The 18,528-nt window shown below is 60.1% G+C and carries 13 protein-coding genes and 1 pseudogene; 10 read left to right on the plus strand and 4 right to left on the minus strand.

Going from position 1 to position 18,528, the window contains the following annotated elements; all coding sequences use genetic code 11:
• Positions 1 to 463 precede the first annotated feature (463 nt).
• Positions 464 to 913, plus strand: coding sequence for a PAS domain S-box protein (locus tag IGW03_RS34775; RefSeq protein ID WP_228536282.1), 450 nt, complete (start codon positions 464 to 466; stop codon positions 911 to 913).
• Positions 914 to 1,469: 556 nt separating this feature from the next.
• Positions 1,470 to 2,528 carry a UDP-3-O-(3-hydroxymyristoyl)glucosamine N-acyltransferase gene (gene lpxD, locus IGW03_RS34780; RefSeq protein ID WP_194726980.1) on the plus strand — a complete coding sequence of 353 codons (1,059 nt, stop codon included), beginning with the start codon at positions 1,470 to 1,472 and terminating at the stop codon, positions 2,526 to 2,528.
• Between the two features lie 109 nt (positions 2,529 to 2,637).
• Here lpxD and IGW03_RS34785 read toward each other — a convergent pair whose 3' ends face one another.
• Complete coding sequence (locus tag IGW03_RS34785; RefSeq protein ID WP_194726981.1) at positions 2,638 to 3,684, minus strand: GGDEF domain-containing protein; 1,047 nt, start codon at positions 3,682 to 3,684, stop codon at positions 2,638 to 2,640.
• Positions 3,685 to 4,058: 374 nt separating this feature from the next.
• Positions 4,059 to 4,823, minus strand: a complete 765-nt coding sequence (locus IGW03_RS34790; RefSeq protein WP_194726982.1) for an SDR family oxidoreductase — start codon at positions 4,821 to 4,823, stop codon at positions 4,059 to 4,061.
• Positions 4,824 to 5,216: 393 nt separating this feature from the next.
• Here IGW03_RS34790 and IGW03_RS34795 point away from each other — a divergent pair, with 393 nt between their 5' ends.
• The 6 genes from IGW03_RS34795 (at position 5,217) to IGW03_RS34820 (ending at position 13,526) form a co-directional block, all read left to right on the plus strand.
• On the plus strand, positions 5,217 to 6,509 hold the full coding sequence (locus IGW03_RS34795) for an ABC transporter substrate-binding protein (protein ID WP_228536283.1): 1,293 nt from the start codon (positions 5,217 to 5,219) through the stop codon (positions 6,507 to 6,509).
• Between the two features lie 171 nt (positions 6,510 to 6,680).
• Positions 6,681 to 7,535, plus strand: coding sequence for a branched-chain amino acid ABC transporter permease (locus IGW03_RS34800; protein WP_194726983.1), 855 nt, complete (start codon positions 6,681 to 6,683; stop codon positions 7,533 to 7,535).
• Positions 7,536 to 7,560: 25 nt separating this feature from the next.
• Complete coding sequence (locus tag IGW03_RS34805; protein WP_194726984.1) at positions 7,561 to 8,586, plus strand: branched-chain amino acid ABC transporter permease; 1,026 nt, start codon at positions 7,561 to 7,563, stop codon at positions 8,584 to 8,586.
• A 2-nt stretch (positions 8,587 to 8,588) separates the two neighbouring features.
• Positions 8,589 to 9,317 carry an ABC transporter ATP-binding protein gene (locus IGW03_RS34810; RefSeq protein ID WP_228536285.1) on the plus strand — a complete coding sequence of 243 codons (729 nt, stop codon included), beginning with the start codon at positions 8,589 to 8,591 and terminating at the stop codon, positions 9,315 to 9,317.
• The gene (locus IGW03_RS34815; RefSeq protein WP_194726986.1) at positions 9,307 to 10,014 is read left to right on the plus strand and encodes an ABC transporter ATP-binding protein; all 708 of its coding nucleotides are present in this window, start codon (positions 9,307 to 9,309) and stop codon (positions 10,012 to 10,014) included. The genes IGW03_RS34810 and IGW03_RS34815 overlap by 11 nt, the downstream gene beginning before the upstream one ends.
• Positions 10,015 to 10,028: 14 nt before the next feature.
• Entirely contained in the window at positions 10,029 to 13,526 is a 3,498-nt protein-coding gene (locus IGW03_RS34820; RefSeq protein WP_194726987.1) for an indolepyruvate ferredoxin oxidoreductase family protein, read from the plus strand.
• 4 nt (positions 13,527 to 13,530) lie between these two features.
• Here the strand turns inward: IGW03_RS34820 and IGW03_RS34825 are convergent, their stop codons facing one another.
• Positions 13,531 to 14,928 carry an amidase family protein gene (locus IGW03_RS34825; RefSeq protein WP_194726988.1) on the minus strand — a complete coding sequence of 466 codons (1,398 nt, stop codon included), beginning with the start codon at positions 14,926 to 14,928 and terminating at the stop codon, positions 13,531 to 13,533.
• Positions 14,929 to 15,441: 513 nt separating this feature from the next.
• On the opposite strand from IGW03_RS34825, the pseudogene IGW03_RS34830 reads away from it, so the two are divergent.
• Positions 15,442 to 16,834: pseudogene (locus tag IGW03_RS34830) on the plus strand (transposase).
• Between the two features lie 419 nt (positions 16,835 to 17,253).
• On the opposite strand, the gene IGW03_RS34835 reads toward IGW03_RS34830, so the two are convergent.
• Positions 17,254 to 17,694, minus strand: a complete 441-nt coding sequence (locus IGW03_RS34835; RefSeq protein WP_228536284.1) for a hypothetical protein — start codon at positions 17,692 to 17,694, stop codon at positions 17,254 to 17,256.
• 54 nt (positions 17,695 to 17,748) lie between these two features.
• Here IGW03_RS34835 and IGW03_RS34840 point away from each other — a divergent pair.
• A partial coding sequence (locus tag IGW03_RS34840) for an IS5 family transposase (RefSeq protein ID WP_194726989.1) occupies positions 17,749 to 18,528 on the plus strand: 780 nt, incomplete at its 3' end.

Below are 18,528 nucleotides of genomic sequence, written 5' to 3' on the forward strand. Positions count from 1 at the left end.
CCGCTGCCCGAGCCAACACTGCCGCCGCAGGCGAGTAAGACCGCAGTCGTGCGGTTGCCGATGAAAGCGGCCGCATGACATGCAATGATGTGACCAAGCCCGCAGCGCAATGCTGCGGGCTTTTTTGTATTCCCATTGCCTGCTTACACCCCCGCCTGCCGATTCGTTTGTCTCTTTGCGCAACCTGCTTTTCTGTTCCGATTAAGTGAGCTAGAGCGCTTTCGGGTTGACTGGACTCGGCGAGGCCGAGGTGAATTGCCTGCGGAACAAGGCGTGTTGACGCGACATGGCGGGGCCATGGCAAGGAGACACAACGCAGTGCCGCTGGCAAATCGACCGGCATCGACAGTACAGTCAACCCGAAAGCGCTCTAGGCTTGCACCCAAGCGGCGATGATGCGGGGAGAAAGAACGTCAGATTCTTCGGCAAATCCGCTGCCAGTCCGGAAAAAAGGAGCCCTGACATGACGAAGAGCCTGTCCTTCACGCAGGAAACCATGGCTTGCGACATACTGGACCATATGTCAGAAGCGCTCATCTTCGCCGACAAGGAGGGATTCATCCGGATATGGAATCCCGGCGCCGAAGCCTTGTTCGGCTTCAGTCCGGAAGAAGCAATCGGGAAAAGCCTGGACATCATCATTCCCGAGAAATTGCGCAAGGCGCATTGGGAAGGATATGACAAGGCCGTGGCACAAGGCGCGACTGCGCACGGCCGTCGCACGATGATCACCCGTGCGCTTCATCGAAACGGCGATCACATCCATGTCGACATGAGCTTCGCGGTTGTCAGGAACCAGGCGGGGGAAGTCACCGGTTCGGTTGCCGTCGCCAGCGATGCCGGCCAGCGCCATGCGGAGGAAAAGGATCTCCGGCGCCGGCTGAAAGAGCTGGAAGCGAACCGGGCGGCATAGCAGCTATTCGTGCAGCGGTGTACGCGCAGAGAGAACACTCTTCACTGTCTTCACCCTCGGCAAACTCCTGCAAGCCAACTGCGTTGCGGCAGCAACTTTCGGCAGGGAAGGTCGCGCCGGCACACGTTGAATGATCAAACATCTGCTTGATGCGGCGCAAGATGGATGACGCGCCGTCTACCGCAGAATTCCCTCATTGCTACTTATACCAATCCCAAGGCATAACGTGCCATGAGATCGCGTCTTTTTCCGCCTGGCGGCGTTGTGCTCGTCATCCATAGCCCCGCTATGGACTCCTCCCACGCCTTGCCAGACGAAAAAATCCATCGTTCTCATCTGTCACGTTACGCCTTGGGATTGGTATTAAGCAAGACAATATAACCGCGCCAACTGGACAGGTTTCCGAGTAACGGGTCTTGCTGGAACGGCGGGATGCAGCTTTCGGCAAGTGCAGGAAGAATCGCTTATGGAAGAATCTGTGCATCGACATGGCGCAGGCTTCCAACGCCGCTCGACGAACCCTTGCCGAATTTTCACGAAATGAGGGAGTGACAACATGGATATCCGACTGGCCGATCTGGTCGAGCGCTTCGGTGGACAATTGGAAGGCGATGCGGACCTCAAGGTCTCGGCAATCGCTCCGCTGGACCGCGCAGGCCCTTCTGACATCAGCTTTCTCAGCAACAGCAAACTGCGTGCCTTGGCGGCGCAGAGCGAAGCTGCGGCGCTCATCCTTTCGCCGCAGGATGATCCGGTCGTTGCCGCCACTTATGCCGGCGCGCGCATCATTACCGCAAACCCGTACGCCTATTTCGCACGCACCGCGCAGTATTTTTTGTCACTCGCCGAAGCAGCACCGGCGCCGGGCATACATCCGACCGCTGCCGTACACGAGAGCGCGCAGATCGACCCGACGGTGCACATCGGCGCCCATGTCACGGTGGAAGCAGGCGCGGTGATCAAGCGCGGCGCCGTGATCGACGCCGGTTGCTACATCGGCCGCGATGCGGTGATCGGCGAAGACACCCACTTCTTTGCCAACGTGACGTTTCATGCCCGCTGCATCATCGGCGCGCGCGGCATCGTTCATTCCGGCGCGGTGATCGGCGGCGACGGCTTCGGCTTTGCGGTTGACGCGGGTGTGTACATCAAGATCCCGCAGACCGGGCGCGTGGTGATGGGCGACGACGTCGACATCGGCACCAATACGGCGGTCGACCGCGGCGCACTGGACGACACCGTGATCGAGGACGGCGTCAAGCTCGACAACCTGATCCAGATCGGCCACAACTGCCATATCGGCGCGCATACCGCGATGGCAGGCTGCGTCGGCGTGGCCGGCAGCACCAGGATAGGCAAGCACTGCACCTTCGGCGGCGCAGCCATGATCAACGGCCACATCGAGATCGCCGACAACGTGCACATCACCGCAGCCACCATGGTGCCGAATTCGATTGCCGAACCCGGCCAATACACCGGTTACTACCCGGTGGCGAAGAAAAGTGATTGGGAGCGCAGCGCCGTGGTCGTGCGCAACATAGCGTCTCTGCGCGAGAAGGTCCGCACGTTGGAGAAGACGATCAAGGCGCTGAGCGGGAATGATGAGAAAGGCTGATCTTTTCCGCCTCGCAACCGGAGAGGCTGCCGATGAATGCCGTTGTCGACGCGAGGCTGTTCACGTCAGGTCCGGCGAACGGGCATGGCAGCATTTGAGCCGAATGACGCTACGCTACCCGAAGCTGATTGCGGCCTTCCGCCTTGGCCCGGTACAGTGCCGCGTCCGCTTGTCCCAGCAGCATCGACAGTGATGCCGCCGCCGTCCACTCGACACTGCCTATCGAAATCGTGACACGCAGCCCCGGCGCCATGCGGCTCCAGTCGCTCTGCTCGACTGCCCTGCGCATGCGTTCGAGGGCAACCACGGCCTGTTCGGTCTTGGTATCGACCATCAGCAGCGTGAACTCTTCGCCGCCGTAACGCCCGATGGCGTCCGTGGCGCGGCAGGATTCGCCGAGAATCCGGCTGATCTCCTTGAGCACGGCATCGCCCATCAGATGTCCGTGGCTGTCATTGATATTCTTGAAGTGGTCGACATCGATGATGGCAACCGTAAACCGGCGTCCGCTGCGATTCGCCCGTTCGATTTCTTCCTGCAGCAATTCCATGAACTTGCGCCGGTTCCACAGCCCGGTCAGGTCGTCCCGTGCCGCCAGGGCGGCAAGCGCCTTGTTCTTCTGGCTTAGCGAGGCACGCAGACGCGATACCCTGTCATTGATATTGACGAACCTGGCCAACGACAGCACCACGACCGCCCACATCAGCGCCCATTCGGCAGTATTCGTTACCCGGAATTCCAATCGATCGCGAACAATCCAGAGGCAGGCCCCGAGGGAAAGCGAAAGCAGAAGCCATGTCAGGAAAAAGGCTCGCCGCGAAAAGTAGAGGCTGCCGAAACTGAGCAGGACGAATACATTCAGCAAAAACATGTAAACGATCTGCGGCGCCATCAGGATCGCCAGCAAGGTAGCTACGCATCCCGCAAAGATCTGCATGCCTGTCAGGGATGGATCCGACCATCGCTTGCTGATGCCGGTAGCAATCAGCACCATGAAGACGGCATTCATTACCAGCGCAATTGCCAGAATGACAGCAGGAACGAGATAAGAAATCGTCCCGACTGCGGCGAAGCACAGCAGGATGGCGCTGTTGAGCATTGCGTCGCCTGCGCCGAAGGCCATCGCCTGCAATCTGAGCCTGGTTTGGGAATCCATTGAAAACAAATGCCGACGCCTGTTCTAGTGCTTGTTGCGCATCCGTGCGCGCAGCTTGTCGCATCGCCAATGTTTTCCATCGGCGCCTGATGGTTACACTGTATAACAGCCGGTTAAAATTGTCATGGGGCAATCGACAACAGGAAACATCCCATCGGCTTTTCGTGTTACCGGAATGGGAACTCCATGAATAACGGTTAGCTAATGCAGCTGCGACGTTGCGTCAGCCGCCGTGCAACATTGGTTTGAATTGGTTGGCGGGCCTTGAGGCCTTTGGTGAACTGATCGAAATTCGGCCGCAGCAGCCGAGGCAATCCGAGGCAATGGGAGGGCCGGGCCGACTCAAGCGGCCCGGCATTGCATTTCGAATTGAATCAGCTGCGCTGGATATCGGCCGCGCCGAGGAAAATGCGGTTCCAGGTCGGACTGATCGTGATTTCATTGAGACACACATGCGGGGGCATCTCCGCGATGAAGCGGATGGTGCGGCCGAGGTCCTCCGGCTGCAGCATTCTCGCCCGCTCTTCGGGCGACGGCGGTATCGGGCGCTTGTCCATGATCGGCGTTGCAACCTCGCCCGGACACAATGCGCATGCGCGAATGCCGTTGACGCACTCTTCCTGGTTGAGATGCTCGGTCATGGCGACCACGCCATGCTTGGCTGCGTTGTAGGCAGGCCCGGTCATGTAAGTATCGTATTTGCCGGCCCAGGACGAGACATTGATGATGAGTCCCGACTTCTGCTCACGCATGAAGGGCAGCACCGCTGAAATGCAATAGAAGCTGCCATCGAGATTGACCCGGATGACTTCATTCCAGCCTTGGGCATTCTGGTTCTTCCAGAACCGGTTGGGCACGTTCAGGCCGGCGCTGTTGACGAGAATGTCGATCCTTCCATGCCGGCCGTGGATGGCCTGGGCTGCGTTCTGCACCGACTCCGCATCGCACACGTCAAGCACTTCGATATCCGCCTTTCCGCCCTTGGCGATAATGGCTTCGGCTTCGGTTTCAAGCAGTTCGCGACGCCGGCCCGACATCACCACCGTCAATCCTGCCTGGGCCAATGCCTGTGCCCCAGCCAGCCCGATGCCCGATCCCGCACCGGTGATCCATGCAATGTTTCCTTGAATAAGCGTCATGCGTGTCCCCTCTTGATTAACGTTTAATGTTGGATGACATTAACAGCATTTTGAAAAACCGGCTTGCACTGCCAGTGCGTTTGCCATGTTCGGTACGGTATGCGAGTCTCCCCGGCGTGCGTATTGATCCATGACAAGGCGCATCGCAAGTTGAGTGCCGGTACGCCCCAAGTCAAGCCGGACGCGACTTGAAGATATCGCACATCAAACGAGACGCGGATTTTTCAGGACACCGAATCTTTTCCTATGCTACATTGGTAAGGCCACTTTGCAGGTTGACCGTTTTGCACTGCGGCAGAGAATGAGGTTGCATTACTTCGGGACGCCATGACGGCAAGCGAAGCTAGTCACGGCTTTCAATACACATAAAGAAGTATAGAAGGAGTGAGACAAATGACCGATTCTTTGCGGGCGGACGCATTCCGCCCCAGTTCTTCCCATGCAGTTTCCGAATCATCCAGTTCCCCTGTCCGAATGAAAATGCGCCTGGCGGCAGTAGCGATGGCAGCCAGCCTGTCCCTCGTCAGCGGTCTTGCCATCGGTCAGCAGAAGCCGGTCAAGATCGGCGTGCCGACCGCCGTGCAACTTCAGGTCGGGCGCGACACCCAGGAAGCGATCAAGATCGCGATGGATGAAATCAACGCCAAGGGCGGCGTGCTTGGACGCAAGCTGGAAATGGTCGTGGCCGATGAAACCGAAAATCCCGAGACCGGCATCAGCGCCATCAAGAAGCTTACCGCGGATGAAAAGGCCGATGTGCTCATCGGCGGATACACCAGCGGCGTGACGCTGGCCCAGCTGCCGCACATCTCGCAGGCCAAGACCATCTACCTCGGCATCGGCGCCGCATCGCCGTCCATCACGGCCAAGGTCAAGCAGGATTACGACAACTACAAATACATCTTCCGCACCGGTCCCATCAATGCGGCGCATCAGGCACGCGGCGTGGTGAATTTCATTTCCGGCATGCTGATCGGGGAGATGGGCTACAAGAAGATTGCCATCGTCGGCGAGAACGCGAAATGGGTGCAGGACCTGGTTCCGGTCCTGAAGAAAGGAGCGACCGAGGTCGGCGCGGAAATCAAGATGACCGAGTTCTTCGACACCAGCACCTCGGACTTTTCCCCGCTCCTGTCGAAGGTGCGTTCCAGCGGCGCGCAGTATCTGATCGTCATTCTGTCGCATGCATCGAGCGACACCTTCGCCAAGCAATGGCATGACGCGCGCGTTCCCATCCCTTACGGCGGCATCGACGTCAAATCACAGGACGGCGATTTCTTCGACCGCGTCGGCGGCAAGTCCATCAGCGAGATTGCCGCCAACTTTGCTGTACGCGCTCCGCTGACTCCGAAGACCATCCCGTTCTTCGACGAGTTCCAGAAACGCACCGGCCGCGTTCCGGTCTATACCGCGTTCGGCGCCTATGATTCCGTTCATGCCTATGCCCAGGCGGTCGAACGGGCGAACAGCTTCGAGACCGATGCGGTCATCAAGGCGCTCGAAAAAACGTCGATGCCGGGCATCGGCGGCACGCTGGAATATGACGAAACGCATGATGTGAAGGCAGGCGGCAAGTACATGAACCTCCTGTTCGCACAATGGCAGGAAAAGGGCAATCGCGTGGTCGTGTGGCCCAAGGAGCTGCGCACCGGCCAGGTGATCATGCCTCCCTGGATGAAGCAATAATCCTGGACCGGCGCTGCACGATTGCCGGAGCATTCGGCGGCGCCGGTTTCCAATTCCATTTCGCTTCTTCAGGCGGCCACGTTGTTTGGCAGTGCTACCTGCTCCAAATGACATCGGCTCATTCTGGCTTTCGCCCGCGCGCCCACGGCTGCGCGGGCCGGGGAGACACGTTTGTCGGAAATAATCATCTTCGGTGCCGTCACCGGTTCCATTTACGCAATGCTCGCAGTAGGCTTTACGCTGATCTTCGGCGTCGCCCGCATTCTTAATCTTGCCCATGGTTCGTTCTACGCGCTCGGCGCCTACGGCACCTATGCGCTGACCTCCATCGGCGGATTGCCCCTCTGGCAGGCCGCACTTCTGTCTGTGATCGGGGTAGCCCTGTTCGGCGTGTTCGTCGAACGCTTCCTGATCCGGCCGATGCGCAAGTCGCAGCTGGCGGTGCTGATGATTTCGCTGGCCGTGGCGCTGATCGTGGAACAGATGCTGTTCCTGGTGTTCGGCTCGGAATATCGCAACGTACCCGCTTTCGTCGATGACAAGTTCACCATCGCCGGCGTCGATATTGCGGGCCAGCGCCTGCTGACGCTAGCGGTGAGCGCAGTTTCGATCGGCGCGCTTTATCTTTTCATTCAAACCACCAGGCTGGGCAGCGCGATCCTCGCGATATCGCAAGACCCGGAGGCGGCGCAATACATGGGCATACCCGCCGACCGTGTGTTCTGCCTGGTGATGGCGCTCTCCGCGGCGCTGGCTGCGCTGGCGGGCATCATGGCGGGCCCCTTCCTCTCGGTGAATCCGTCGATGCACCTTCTGCCCATCGTCAAGGCCTTCGCCATCGTCGTGGTGGGGGGGCTCGGCTCCATTCCGGGCAGCATCCTGGCTGCATTCATGCTCGGATACGCCGAAACGATGGTGGCCTATCTCGTGTCCACGTCGTGGACCGAAATCGTGTCGGTGCTTGCAACCCTGCTGATGCTGGTGCTGCGTCCTGCCGGCATGTTCGGCAAGCGCGCCGCCTTCTAACCGCTGGTCAACGATTGGGAGAACCATGAGACACAAGACTTTTGATGCGGCAGGCGGCGTGATCGCGCTTGCCATCCTCGCCCTGCTTCCCGTCATTTTCTCAAGCGGGTATCTGATCGGCGTGCTCACCGTGGCGGCCATCTACGGCATCTGGGCGGTGAGCTGGGATTTCATGTCGGGCCTGACCGGCCGCGAGAATTTCGGCCACTCCCTGTTCATCGGGGTCGGCGCCTATGCGGCTGGCTTCCTGAACACGAGCTTCGGCTTCGGTCCGTGGTGGAGCCTGCCTGCGGCCATGGTGATGGCGGTGCTGTTCGCGCTGCTGATGGGATTTCCGACGCTGCGGCTCAAGGGGCCCTACTTCGCGCTGGCCATGCTGTCGGGCGCGGTGATCATGCAACGCCTGATGCTCATCTTCTGGGAATACACCGGCGGCGAGGAAGGTATCTCCGGCATCGAGCCCCTGCTGCGTTCGCCGCTGCATTTCTACTGGTTCGTGCTGGCGGTGCTAGCCGTCGTCACCCTGCTGCTGGTGCTTCTCGCCCGATCGAAATGGGGCCTGATCCTGCGCGCGATACGGGGCGACGAGGCGACCTGCCTTGCCGCCGGCATCAATATCACTTTCTACAAGATCGCCTCGCTCGCCATCAGCGCCGCCTTTGCGGGATTGGGCGGCGCCTTGTATGCGCATTACCAGCTGCAGGTCAGTCCCCAATTGTTCGCGGTGGTCACCTCGATCACCATCATCACGATGGTGTATGTCGGCGGCATGGCATCGATCTACGGCGCGGTCGGCGGCGCGCTGCTGCTGACGCTGATGACGGAACTGCTGCGCGACTTCGGCGAATGGAGGCTGATGATCTACAGCCTGATACTGATCGCGATACTGTTCTTCCTGCCAAACGGCTTCATCGCGCCCGCATGGAAACGCCTGCGCGAACGCCTTGCCGGCGAAACCGCATCCAATCGCCGCCGGGTTTCCGCTGCCGCTGCTGCTTCCTCGCAGAGCCATGGCATCGGCGGTTCCGCCACGGGAAGGGAGACGGCATGAGCCTGCTATCCATCAAGGACCTGGACAAGCGCTTCGGCGGCTTGCATGCGGTCAGGAATGTCAGCCTCGAGGTCTCGCCGGGTGAGATTGTCGGCATTCTGGGGCCGAACGGCGCCGGCAAGACCACGCTGTACAACCTGATCACCGGCTTCATTCCTCCCGACGGCGGCGACATTCGCTTCGACGGCCATTCGCTGCGCGGCCTCGCGCCGCACAAGATCGTGGGGCTGGGCATGGCCCGCACCTTTCAGCTATGCCGGCCCTTCGTCGGCATGTCGGTGCTGGAGAATGTCCTTGTCGGAAGCCTGGGTCCGCGCGTTCCAGCCGGCGACCTTGAGCAGCGCGCGCGCAATCTTCTTGCCGACGTGGGCCTGCAGGACAAGGAACAGGTCCCTGCGGAACAGCTGTCCTACGGCGACCAGCGCAGGCTGGAAATCGCCCGCGCGCTGGCGACGGAGCCGCTGCTGCTGCTGCTCGATGAACCCTTCGCAGGCCTCGGTTCGGGCGAGATCGCGGAGCTGTCGACATTGATACGGCGCCTGCATGCGGACAAGGGGCTGACCATTCTGCTGATCGAACACAAGCTGCGGGAATTCATGAAGCTCGTCTCGCGCGTGGTGGCCATCGACTTCGGCGCCGTGATCGCCAGCGGCACGCCGGAACAGATCGTCGCGCACCCCGCCGTCATTGAAGCCTATATCGGAAAGCAGGAGGAAGAGCATGCTGCTTGACATCGAACATCTCTCCGCATCGTATGGTAAAGCAGTCGCACTGGAAGATGCCACCCTGCAGGTCGGCGACGGCGAAATGGTCGCGGTGCTCGGCCCCAACGGCGCCGGCAAGACCACCCTGCTCAAGGCGATTTCGCGCTCCGTTGCCGGGCAGGGAAAACTGCATTTCAACGGCGCCTCGCTGCATTCGCTGCCGGCGCATGACGTGGTCGGCCGCGGCATCTGCCACTGTCCCGAAGGGCGTCGGCTGTTTTCCGAGCTCACCGTGCGCAAGAACCTGATGCTGGGCGCCTATCTGCGCAAGGACCGTGACGCCATCGCGCGCGATTATGAACGCGTGGTGCAGTTGTTTCCGATATTGAAAGAGCGCGCTTCGCAGATCGTCAGCACGCTGTCGGGCGGGCAGCAGCAGATGGTCGCGATCGGCCGCGCACTCATGGGCGCGCCGAAACTGCTCTTGCTGGACGAACCGTCGGTGGGCATCGCCCATCGGCTCAAGATGGAAATCTTCGGCGCGATCAGGGCGATCCGCGACAGCGGCGTCGCCATCCTGATGGCGGAGCAGGATGCCCAGTCGGCCCTGCGCATCGCCGACCGTGTCTACGTTCTCGAGCATGGCCGCGTGGTCCAGAGCGGAAGCGCCGCCGAGATGTCCAGCAACGACCGCATCCGCCAGATCTACCTCGGCGTCGAATAAAGGAAAAGGCCTCCATGACATCCAGCAAAGTGTCGCTCGACGACAAGTACACCTTCGAACAAGGCCGCATCTACCTGACCGGCGTTCAAGCCCTGGTGCGGCTGCCGATTACGCAGAAGTGGCGCGACCGGCGCAATGGCCTCGATACCGCCGGCTACATCTCCGGCTACCGGGGATCGCCGCTCGGCACCTACGACGGCGAACTGGCCAAGGCGAAGAAGCACCTCGATGCTGCGGACATCCATTTCATCCCCGGCGTCAACGAAGACCTTGCGGCGACCGCAGTCTGGGGCACGCAGCAGGCCGAGATCGGCGGTGAAGGCAAGTTCGACGGCGTGTTCTCCATCTGGTACGGCAAGGGCCCCGGCGTGGACAGGTCGGGCGACGTGCTCAGGCATGGCAATCTCGCCGGGTCATCGAAACACGGCGGCGTGCTCGTGCTGATGGGCGACGACCATACCGGCGAATCGTCCACCACCTGCCATCAGTCCGAGTTCGCGCTGATCGATGCGAGCATTCCCGTGCTGAGCCCGTCGGGCGTGCAGGAGATTCTCGATTACGGCTTGTACGGCTGGGCCTTGTCGCGCTATTCGGGCTGCTGGGTGGGGATCAAGTGCGTCAAGGACACGGCCGATGCCAGCGCCTCCATCGAGCTCGATCCGGATCTGCAGATCATCGAGCCGGACCGTGCGGCGCTGCCACCCGACGGCTTGAACATACGGCTCCCGGACACGCCGCATGCCCAGGAAGTGCGGCTGCACAACTACAAGATGGACGCGGTACGCGCCTTCGTGCGTGCGAACCGGCTCGACAGGACGATCGTCGATCATCCGCAGGCAAGGATAGGCATCATCACGCATGGCAAGAATTTCCTCGACGTACGGCAGGCTTTCGATGATCTCGATATCTCCGAGGAAGAAGCAGGACGGCTCGGCATCCGCCTCTACAAGGTCGCCTGCACCTGGCCGCTCGAACCCGAGGGCGTGCGGGCATTCGCGCAGGGCCTGGACATGGTGATCGTGGTCGAGGAAAAGCGCAGTCTGCTGGAAGCCCAGCTCAAGGAAATTCTGTATGGGATGCCGAACGCGCCGGCCGTGATCGGCAAGAAGGATGAACGGGGCAATACCTTGTTCCAGGCTGAAATGGCGCTGGATTCGGTACAGATCGCGATTGCGATCGGAGAGCGGCTGACGGCAAGGCATTCGTCCGACGCCACCCTGCCCGCCGTGCCTGCGCTCGCCGCCCGGATCGACGAACTGCGCCGGCTCAGGCTGAGGGAGAATACGCCCGAGCCGCTGGCCAGAAGCGCCTACTTCTGCAGCGGCTGCCCGCACAACTCGTCGACCGTGCTCCCCGCAGGCAGCAAGGGCTATGCGGGCATCGGCTGCAGCTGGATGGCGCAGATGATGGACCGCAATACCATGGGCTACACGCACATGGGCGGCGAAGGCATGGCCTGGGTGGGGGAAGCGCCATTCTCCAAGCGCAGGCACATGTTCCAGAACATCGGCGACGGAACGTATTTCCATTCCGGCCTGCTGGCGATCCGCGCCGCGGTGGCCGCCAGGACGAATATCACCTACAAGATCCTGTTCAATGATGCGGTGGCCATGACGGGAGGACAGAAGCATGACGGTCCGCTGGATGTACCCGCCATTACGAGGCAGGTGCATGCCGAAGGTGTGGGACGGATCGTCGTGGTGACCGACGAACCGCACAAGTATGCTTCCGGAACACAATGGGCGCCGGGCGTCAGCGTCCATCATCGGGACGAGCTGCAACTGCTTCAGGAGCAATTGCGCGAGATCGATGGCGTGACCGTGCTGGTCTACGACCAGACCTGCGCGGCGGAGAAGCGCCGGCGGCGCAAGAAAAACCAGTTTCCCGATCCTCCCAAGCGCCTCGTCATCAATGAACTCGTCTGCGAAGGCTGCGGAGACTGCGGAACGCAGTCCAACTGCGTGTCGCTGGTTCCGGTCGAGACCGAATACGGCCGCAAGCGCGCCATCGACCAGTCGGCCTGCAACAAGGATTACTCCTGCAACAAGGGTTTCTGTCCGAGCTTCGTCACCGTGCATGGCGGACAGCTGCGCAAATCGGCACGCATGTCTCACGAAACCGCCCTCTTCCCCGTGCTGGCGGAACCCGTCCTGCCCTCGCTCGAGGGTAGCGGCGGCGTGTATTCGATGCTCATCACGGGCGTCGGCGGCACTGGCGTGATCACCATCGGCGCCATCCTCGGCATGGCAGCGCATCTTGAAGGAAAAGGCTGCGGCATTCTCGACATGGCGGGCATGGCGCAGAAAGGCGGCTCCGTCTGGTCGCATCTTCGCTTCGCACGCACACCGCGCGACATCAAGACGATACGCGTGGCCACCGGCGGAGCCGACCTGATCCTCGGCTGCGACATGGTGGTTGCCGCCGGCAGCAAGACGCTTGCCGCCACCCGCTTCGGCAGGACGGCCATGGTGGTCAATACGCAGCCGGTGATGACCGGCGACTTCACGCGCAATCCCGATCTCGAGTTTCCGAACGAGACGCTGCGCTCGCGCATTTCCGAGGCGGTCGGCGGCGAACGGTCGGTGTTCGTGGATGCCACCCGACTTGCCACGGCAATCTTCGGCGACTCCATCGCCACCAACATGTTCATGCTGGGTGTCGCATACCAGCGCGGCCTGATCCCGATCTCCGCCGATGCGATCAACGAGGCGATTTCCCTGAACGGCAATGCAGTCAAGATGAATCAGGAAGCCTTCCTGTGGGGACGCCGCGCAGCGGACGACCTGTCGCTTGTCGAAAGGCTGGTCGCGGACCGCACGGCCACGCGATCAGTTGAAGTGCGGGCAGTTGATCTTGATGACATGGTCGCACGCCGGGAGCGCTACCTGACCGATTATCAGAATGCCGAATACGCCAGGCGCTATGTCGATCTGGTGACAAGGGTGCGCCGATGGGAGTCCGACAGCTTCGGCGGCAGCGACCGGATTTCCAAGGCAGTCGCCCGCTATTCTTTCAAGCTGATGGCCTACAAGGATGAATACGAAGTCGCGCGCCTGCATACCGCACCCGAGTTCCTCGCCAGACTCGAACAGCAGTTCGAGGGAGACTACCGGATTGCATTCAACCTTGCTCCGCCTGGCTTGGCAAAGACGAACCCGTCAACCGGCTTGCCGAAGAAGACGGAGTTCGGCCCGTGGATGCTGCATGTCTTCCGCCTGCTGTCCAGGCTCAAGTTCCTGCGCGGCACCGCATTCGATCCCTTCGGATACTCGAACGAGCGCCGCCTGGAACGGGAACTGGTGAAGCGCTATGAAGAATCGGTGGAGCTGATCCTCTCCAGGACCACGCCAGCCAACTATGCCGCGGCAGTCAGGCTCGCCAGCATTCCGGAACATATCCGCGGCTACGGCCATGTCAAGCAGGAACACATGCGCAAGGCCGAGCCGGAATGGACCAATGCCGTCGAGCGGATGCATCGGTCCGACATCATCGAGCTTCACCGCGCGGCATAAGACTTCAGCGCGGATCGACCGGCACGATGGCCGGTCCGCCCTCCTCGATGGCTTCGCCGGCCAGCAGGCACAGGTCTTCGCGGTAGCGGTCGGCAACCAGCTGTACGCCGACAGGCGACCGGCCGTGCATTCCAGTCGACACGGTCAACCCCGGCAAGCCGAGGAAAGGCAATCCGATCTGAGGCATCTGCGCGGACCACACCCGCCGGTACGCCGCTTCGCCTTGCAGGTCCAGGCCGTCCGGAAACGGAAGTTCGGCGGAGACCGGGAGCAGCAGCACCGGATACTTGGACAGGAACTCGCGCCACATGCGCACGAGGGATGCCCTGCGGGTGAACGCGTGGGAGAAGGAAGACAGGTCGAGCGACTCCGCACGCGCCTTGTGCCCGGCCAGCGCCGCCAAGGCCCCTGGATCGTTTTCCTTGATGGCCGCCGCTTCCATGGCGGCAAAGCCATCCCCGAGCCATAGCACGATCTGGAGATCGGCCGCCTCCCTCAAGGGCGGCGTATTTTCAATCTCTTCGACGCGCCAGCCCCGGCTTCTAAGACGCTGCGCTGCTTCCTGCAATGCAGCCTCCACCTCCGGCTGCGTTTCCAGGCCATCGGGCCTGACGCAAAGTGCCGCCACGCGAGGCGACTCGGGACCTTCAAGGGGCGCCGGCACCCACCATGGATCCCTCGGATCGGAAGCCGCCATGGCAGCGAGGCCGAGCCGCACATCCGCGAGGCGACGGCCGAGCGGTCCGGACACGGCCGTCATCTGGGGACCGATCGCACGCTCCGGCAGGGATGCGTTGTAGGCCGCCACTCTTCCCAGCGTCGGCCGCAGACCGTGCACTCCGCAGGCATAGGCGGGATAACGGATCGATCCGGCAATGTCGGTGCCGTGGGCCAGGTGTCCGATCCCCGCGGCGACGGCCGCCGCTGCGCCGCCGGAAGATCCGCCGGGCGTCAATGCCGGATCATGGGGATTGCGTGTGGCGCCATGCAGCAGATTGCTGGTGAACCAGCGATAGCTGAAGGCCGGCGTATTGGTTCGCCCGAGTATGATCGCGCCCGCCTTGCAGAGATTGTCGACGACCGGACTGTTCTGTTTGGCCATCAGGTCGCGCTGCAGCGTCACGCCGTTCGTCGTTGCAAAACCCGCCTGATCGATGTTGACCTTCACCGTCACCGGAACGCCGGCGAGGATGCCGGCCGACTCGCCTCGGGAAAGCGCGGCATCGATCCGCTCCGCCTGGGCAAGGACTTCTTCCGGCCGGCAGTCGACAACCGCATTGATCGACGCATTGACGGCTTCCAGTCTATCCAGCGCGGCGCGTGCTGCTTCGCCTGCGCTGATCTCCCTTGCCTGAACCAGTAATGTCAATTCTGAAGCCGACAGTCGCCATATCTCCGACATGCTTTCCTCCGGTGTAGTGATGAATTGAACTGCCGGCTTCAACATCGCTTACGCAATCTCTGCCGGGCGAAACAGCGTTGCCAATGCTGCAAGCCATCATGCAGGATTTCACAGATGGCAATGAGGTGATCATATTCTATAGCGGCACACTACATGCACATGGACCCACTTTAAGTGGGAACAGGCCGCACCGTTTTGCAGAAAGCTAAAGGCCGGCGTGCTGTTTAGGAAGGATGTTTCGATCCTACTGATCAATGCGACTGGCTCACTGTCAGTACGGGCGCGCCATGGCTGTACCGGTAATCAATTTCAATCAATATTGTGACTGGCTACGTTCTCACAGCTCAACAGGCGACTGAGTTGAAAGACATTCGTGCTGTGTCCGCAATGGAGGAAGTACTTGGCTGATGCATGATCGGCCGCATACGACCGATTCTGTTGAAATAGTCTCCTTGATCTTCAGCGGGGTCGGCATAGTGTAACGGGATGGCATGCTGTGTGATGGAGGCCATCATGATGGGACCGAAACTTGCTGCAAGGGAACGTACTGAGGTGATCAATCTGGAAGAGTTTGTCCCGCACGATCACCTCCTGAGGACCATTGACCGCTATCTTGATTTGGCGGAGTTTCGTAAATATCTAAAATCCTTCTACAGCCACATCGGTCGTCCATCAGTGGATCCGGAATTGATCATACGCGTGCTCATTATTGGGTACTGTTACGGCATCCGATCTGAACGGCGCCTGTGCGACGAGGTGCATCTGAATCTGGCCTACCGATGGTTCTGCCACCTTGGAATCCATGATCGGGTACCTGACCACTCCACCTTCTCCAAGAATCGGCATGGGCGCTTTCGCGACAGCGACGCCTTCCGTAAACTGTTTGAGTCGGTATTGCGCCGACGTATCATCGAAGGATTGGTTGGAGGTGAGGGTTTTGCCACCGACGCCAGCGTCATCAAGGCTGATGCTCAACGTCAGCGCGCGGTACCCGGAACCCAACGCATTAACTGGGGAGAAGCAAATCACGTAAGTCGACCGGTCAGGAAATATCTGGCGGCGTTGGACAGAGCCAATCCGCCCAGCCTGCCAAAGTATGTATCGATGACCGATCCAGCCGCATCCTGGTCTGCTGCCTCTGGCCCGGCGTTCTTCACTTACTCTATCAACTACCTGATCGATTTGAAGGACGGGATCATTGTCGACGTCGAACCTTCGTCCTCCACCCATGCAGCCGAATCAAAAGCCACCCGCATCATGATTGACCGCGTCGAGCAACGCTTGCATCTCAAGCCACACCGGCTCATCGGTGATACGGCATATGGTACTGCCGCCATGCTCGGCTGGCTGATCAAAGACAAAGGAGTCGAGCCGCAGGTTCCAGTTTGGGATAGAAGCCTACGACTCGACGGCACATTTTCCGCAGGTGACTTTGTTCGGCAGCCAGAAGCAGATCAGTACCTCTGCCCCGATGGCAAGGCATTGCGAAAGGAGTGGCGTGCCTTCACAAATCCACGCACACATGTTACCAAGGCTGAAACCATCCTCTATCACTCCAGCCAGATGGACTGTAAGCACTGCAGGTTCAAGCCGCAATGCTGTCCCAATACGCCAACACGCCAACACGCCAACACGCAAGCTTGCACGCAGTATCCATGAAGATGCACGGGAAGTTACTCGGCACATCATGCAAACACCTGAGTATGCTCAGGCACGCCGTGAACGCAAGAAGGCGGAAGTACTGTTTGCGCATCTCAAGCGAATTCTAAAACTGGATCGCCTGAGGTTGCGATGCCCGACCGGTGCTCATGATGAGTTTCTATTGGCAGCCACGGCGCAGAATCTACGGCGCATGGCAAAACGACTATATACAGTAGGTTTTAATATAGGCCATGCAGCCGTATGAATCGGTGCTGACTGTGGTTCATTGGCCTTAAGTTAGGAATCTAATTAAAACTCGAATCTTCTCTTCGAGACTGGAACACGTTGCTTCTCGACTTTTTCAACAGAATCGGCCCACAACGGACTGTCGCCATGCTCGGAAGTGGACATTCAACGAGCGACATGAGAGGCGACTAAGAGCCGGAAAATATGGCCCCTTAGGCGTCATAGGGTCCGGTCTGAGAAGCTGCCCATGCTCGTATATATAAGCGCCATCCATATTGGCATCTGCAGCATCGCTTCACGATGTGCGAGGTTCTCAGATCGGTTGCGGCCACGGGCGCAGAAGTAGATGAAGACCAGGAAAATCCGGAGGTGCTGGTCACCGGTCATTTCATTATTCTCGTCTTCGCCTGCTGTTTCCGGCTTAACCTCGCGCAATAGCTACTCGTTCGATTTCTCAGCCTCGTTCGGCTCCTCTCCGGGCTTGTAGCGCGGCGTGGGCTGTGGCAGCAGGAAGAAGGCGACGCACAGCAGTGCAATGACCACTCCGATGCGCGACGCCGAGATCACAATGGGAACCGCAGCGATCTGGACCAGCGTCGCAATGCCGTAGCGGCGCGTCATCTGCCGGATGAAATCGGGCGCGAGCCGTTCGTCCATCAGCCGGCGGCCTGGCATCGCATAGAACCACTTCGCCATCCAGGTGCAGGCGGTCAGGGCCAGACCGGCAACCAGGGTCACTGACGCGACGGGCTCGAAGCCCGTGCCGAGGTGGAAGCACCAGACGCGGATTGGATAAGGAATGACGACGATCGCCAGCAGGAACAGGAGGTTGATCGCGCCGAACCAGTGATCACTCTTAGAGCCCGTTTGAAAACGCATCAAAGGAGGAGTAAGTTGGTACTTTGATGTGTTGGGAGCGCATGGAGGATTACCATGTGGACAGAGCGGCAGCGAGCCAAACAGATCCGTCAGGAACGCAAGGTCAAGCGTTACCCAAGCGATCTGAGCGATCAGGAATGGCAGGCCATTGAGCCCTTGCTGCCTTCACCGGCCAGAACCGGTCGCCGCCGAATAACAGACTTGCGCGAAGTGCTTAATGCCATTCGGTACCTGGTGCGCTCTGGATGCGAATGGCGCATGCTGCCGGTGCACTTTCCGCCATGGCAAACGGTGTACTGGTGGTTCCGGCGTTTTGTGAGGCGGTTGCTGTTCAAGGTCATTCATGATGTTGCCTTGATGCTGGACCGTCAGAATCAAAATAGACAAGAGTCTCCCAGTGCCGCGGTCATCGACAGTCAAACCATCAAAGCACCGGGCGGCGTGGCAAGGGGCTATGACGCCAACAAGAAGATCAGGGGCCGTAAGCGACATGTTGCAGTCGATAGTGATGGACGGCTGTTGATGGTGAACCTAACGCCGGCAGACATGGCTGATTCGACTGGAGCAGAATGGCTGCTGTTGGCATTGAAGAAGCGATGGCCGTGGGTCAAGCATCTGTTTGCCGATGCAGCGTACGACCGACGCAGATTGCTCGACGAAGCGATGATGCTTGGATTCGTAGTTGAAGTCGTGCGCAAGCTGGAGGATCAGCACACATTTGTTCCGCTGCCGCGTCGCTGGGTTGTCGAGCGTTCCTTTGGGTGGATGGTGCAATGGCGGCGCTTAGTACGTGACTATGAGGGACGCATCGACGTCTCCTGCGAAATGATCTAT

This window comes from Noviherbaspirillum malthae (genome assembly GCF_015352985.1).
Classification (GTDB): domain Bacteria; phylum Pseudomonadota; class Gammaproteobacteria; order Burkholderiales; family Burkholderiaceae_D; genus Noviherbaspirillum; species Noviherbaspirillum malthae.

Bases quoted from the DNA above. Each gene is read 5' to 3' on its own strand.
- IGW03_RS34775 (WP_228536282.1), top strand. From the start codon at position 464: ATGACGAAGAGCCTGTCCTTCACGCAGGAAACCATGGCTTGCGACATA.
- lpxD (WP_194726980.1), top strand. From the start codon at position 1,470: ATGGATATCCGACTGGCCGATCTGGTCGAGCGCTTCGGTGGACAATTG.
- IGW03_RS34785 (WP_194726981.1), bottom strand. From the start codon at position 3,684: ATGGATTCCCAAACCAGGCTCAGATTGCAGGCGATGGCCTTCGGCGCA.
- IGW03_RS34790 (WP_194726982.1), bottom strand. From the start codon at position 4,823: ATGACGCTTATTCAAGGAAACATTGCATGGATCACCGGTGCGGGATCG.
- IGW03_RS34795 (WP_228536283.1), top strand. From the start codon at position 5,217: ATGACCGATTCTTTGCGGGCGGACGCATTCCGCCCCAGTTCTTCCCAT.
- IGW03_RS34805 (WP_194726984.1), top strand. From the start codon at position 7,561: ATGAGACACAAGACTTTTGATGCGGCAGGCGGCGTGATCGCGCTTGCC.
- IGW03_RS34815 (WP_194726986.1), top strand. From the start codon at position 9,307: ATGCTGCTTGACATCGAACATCTCTCCGCATCGTATGGTAAAGCAGTC.
- IGW03_RS34820 (WP_194726987.1), top strand. From the start codon at position 10,029: ATGACATCCAGCAAAGTGTCGCTCGACGACAAGTACACCTTCGAACAA.
- IGW03_RS34825 (WP_194726988.1), bottom strand. From the start codon at position 14,928: ATGTCGGAGATATGGCGACTGTCGGCTTCAGAATTGACATTACTGGTT.
- IGW03_RS34835 (WP_228536284.1), bottom strand. From the start codon at position 17,694: ATGCGTTTTCAAACGGGCTCTAAGAGTGATCACTGGTTCGGCGCGATC.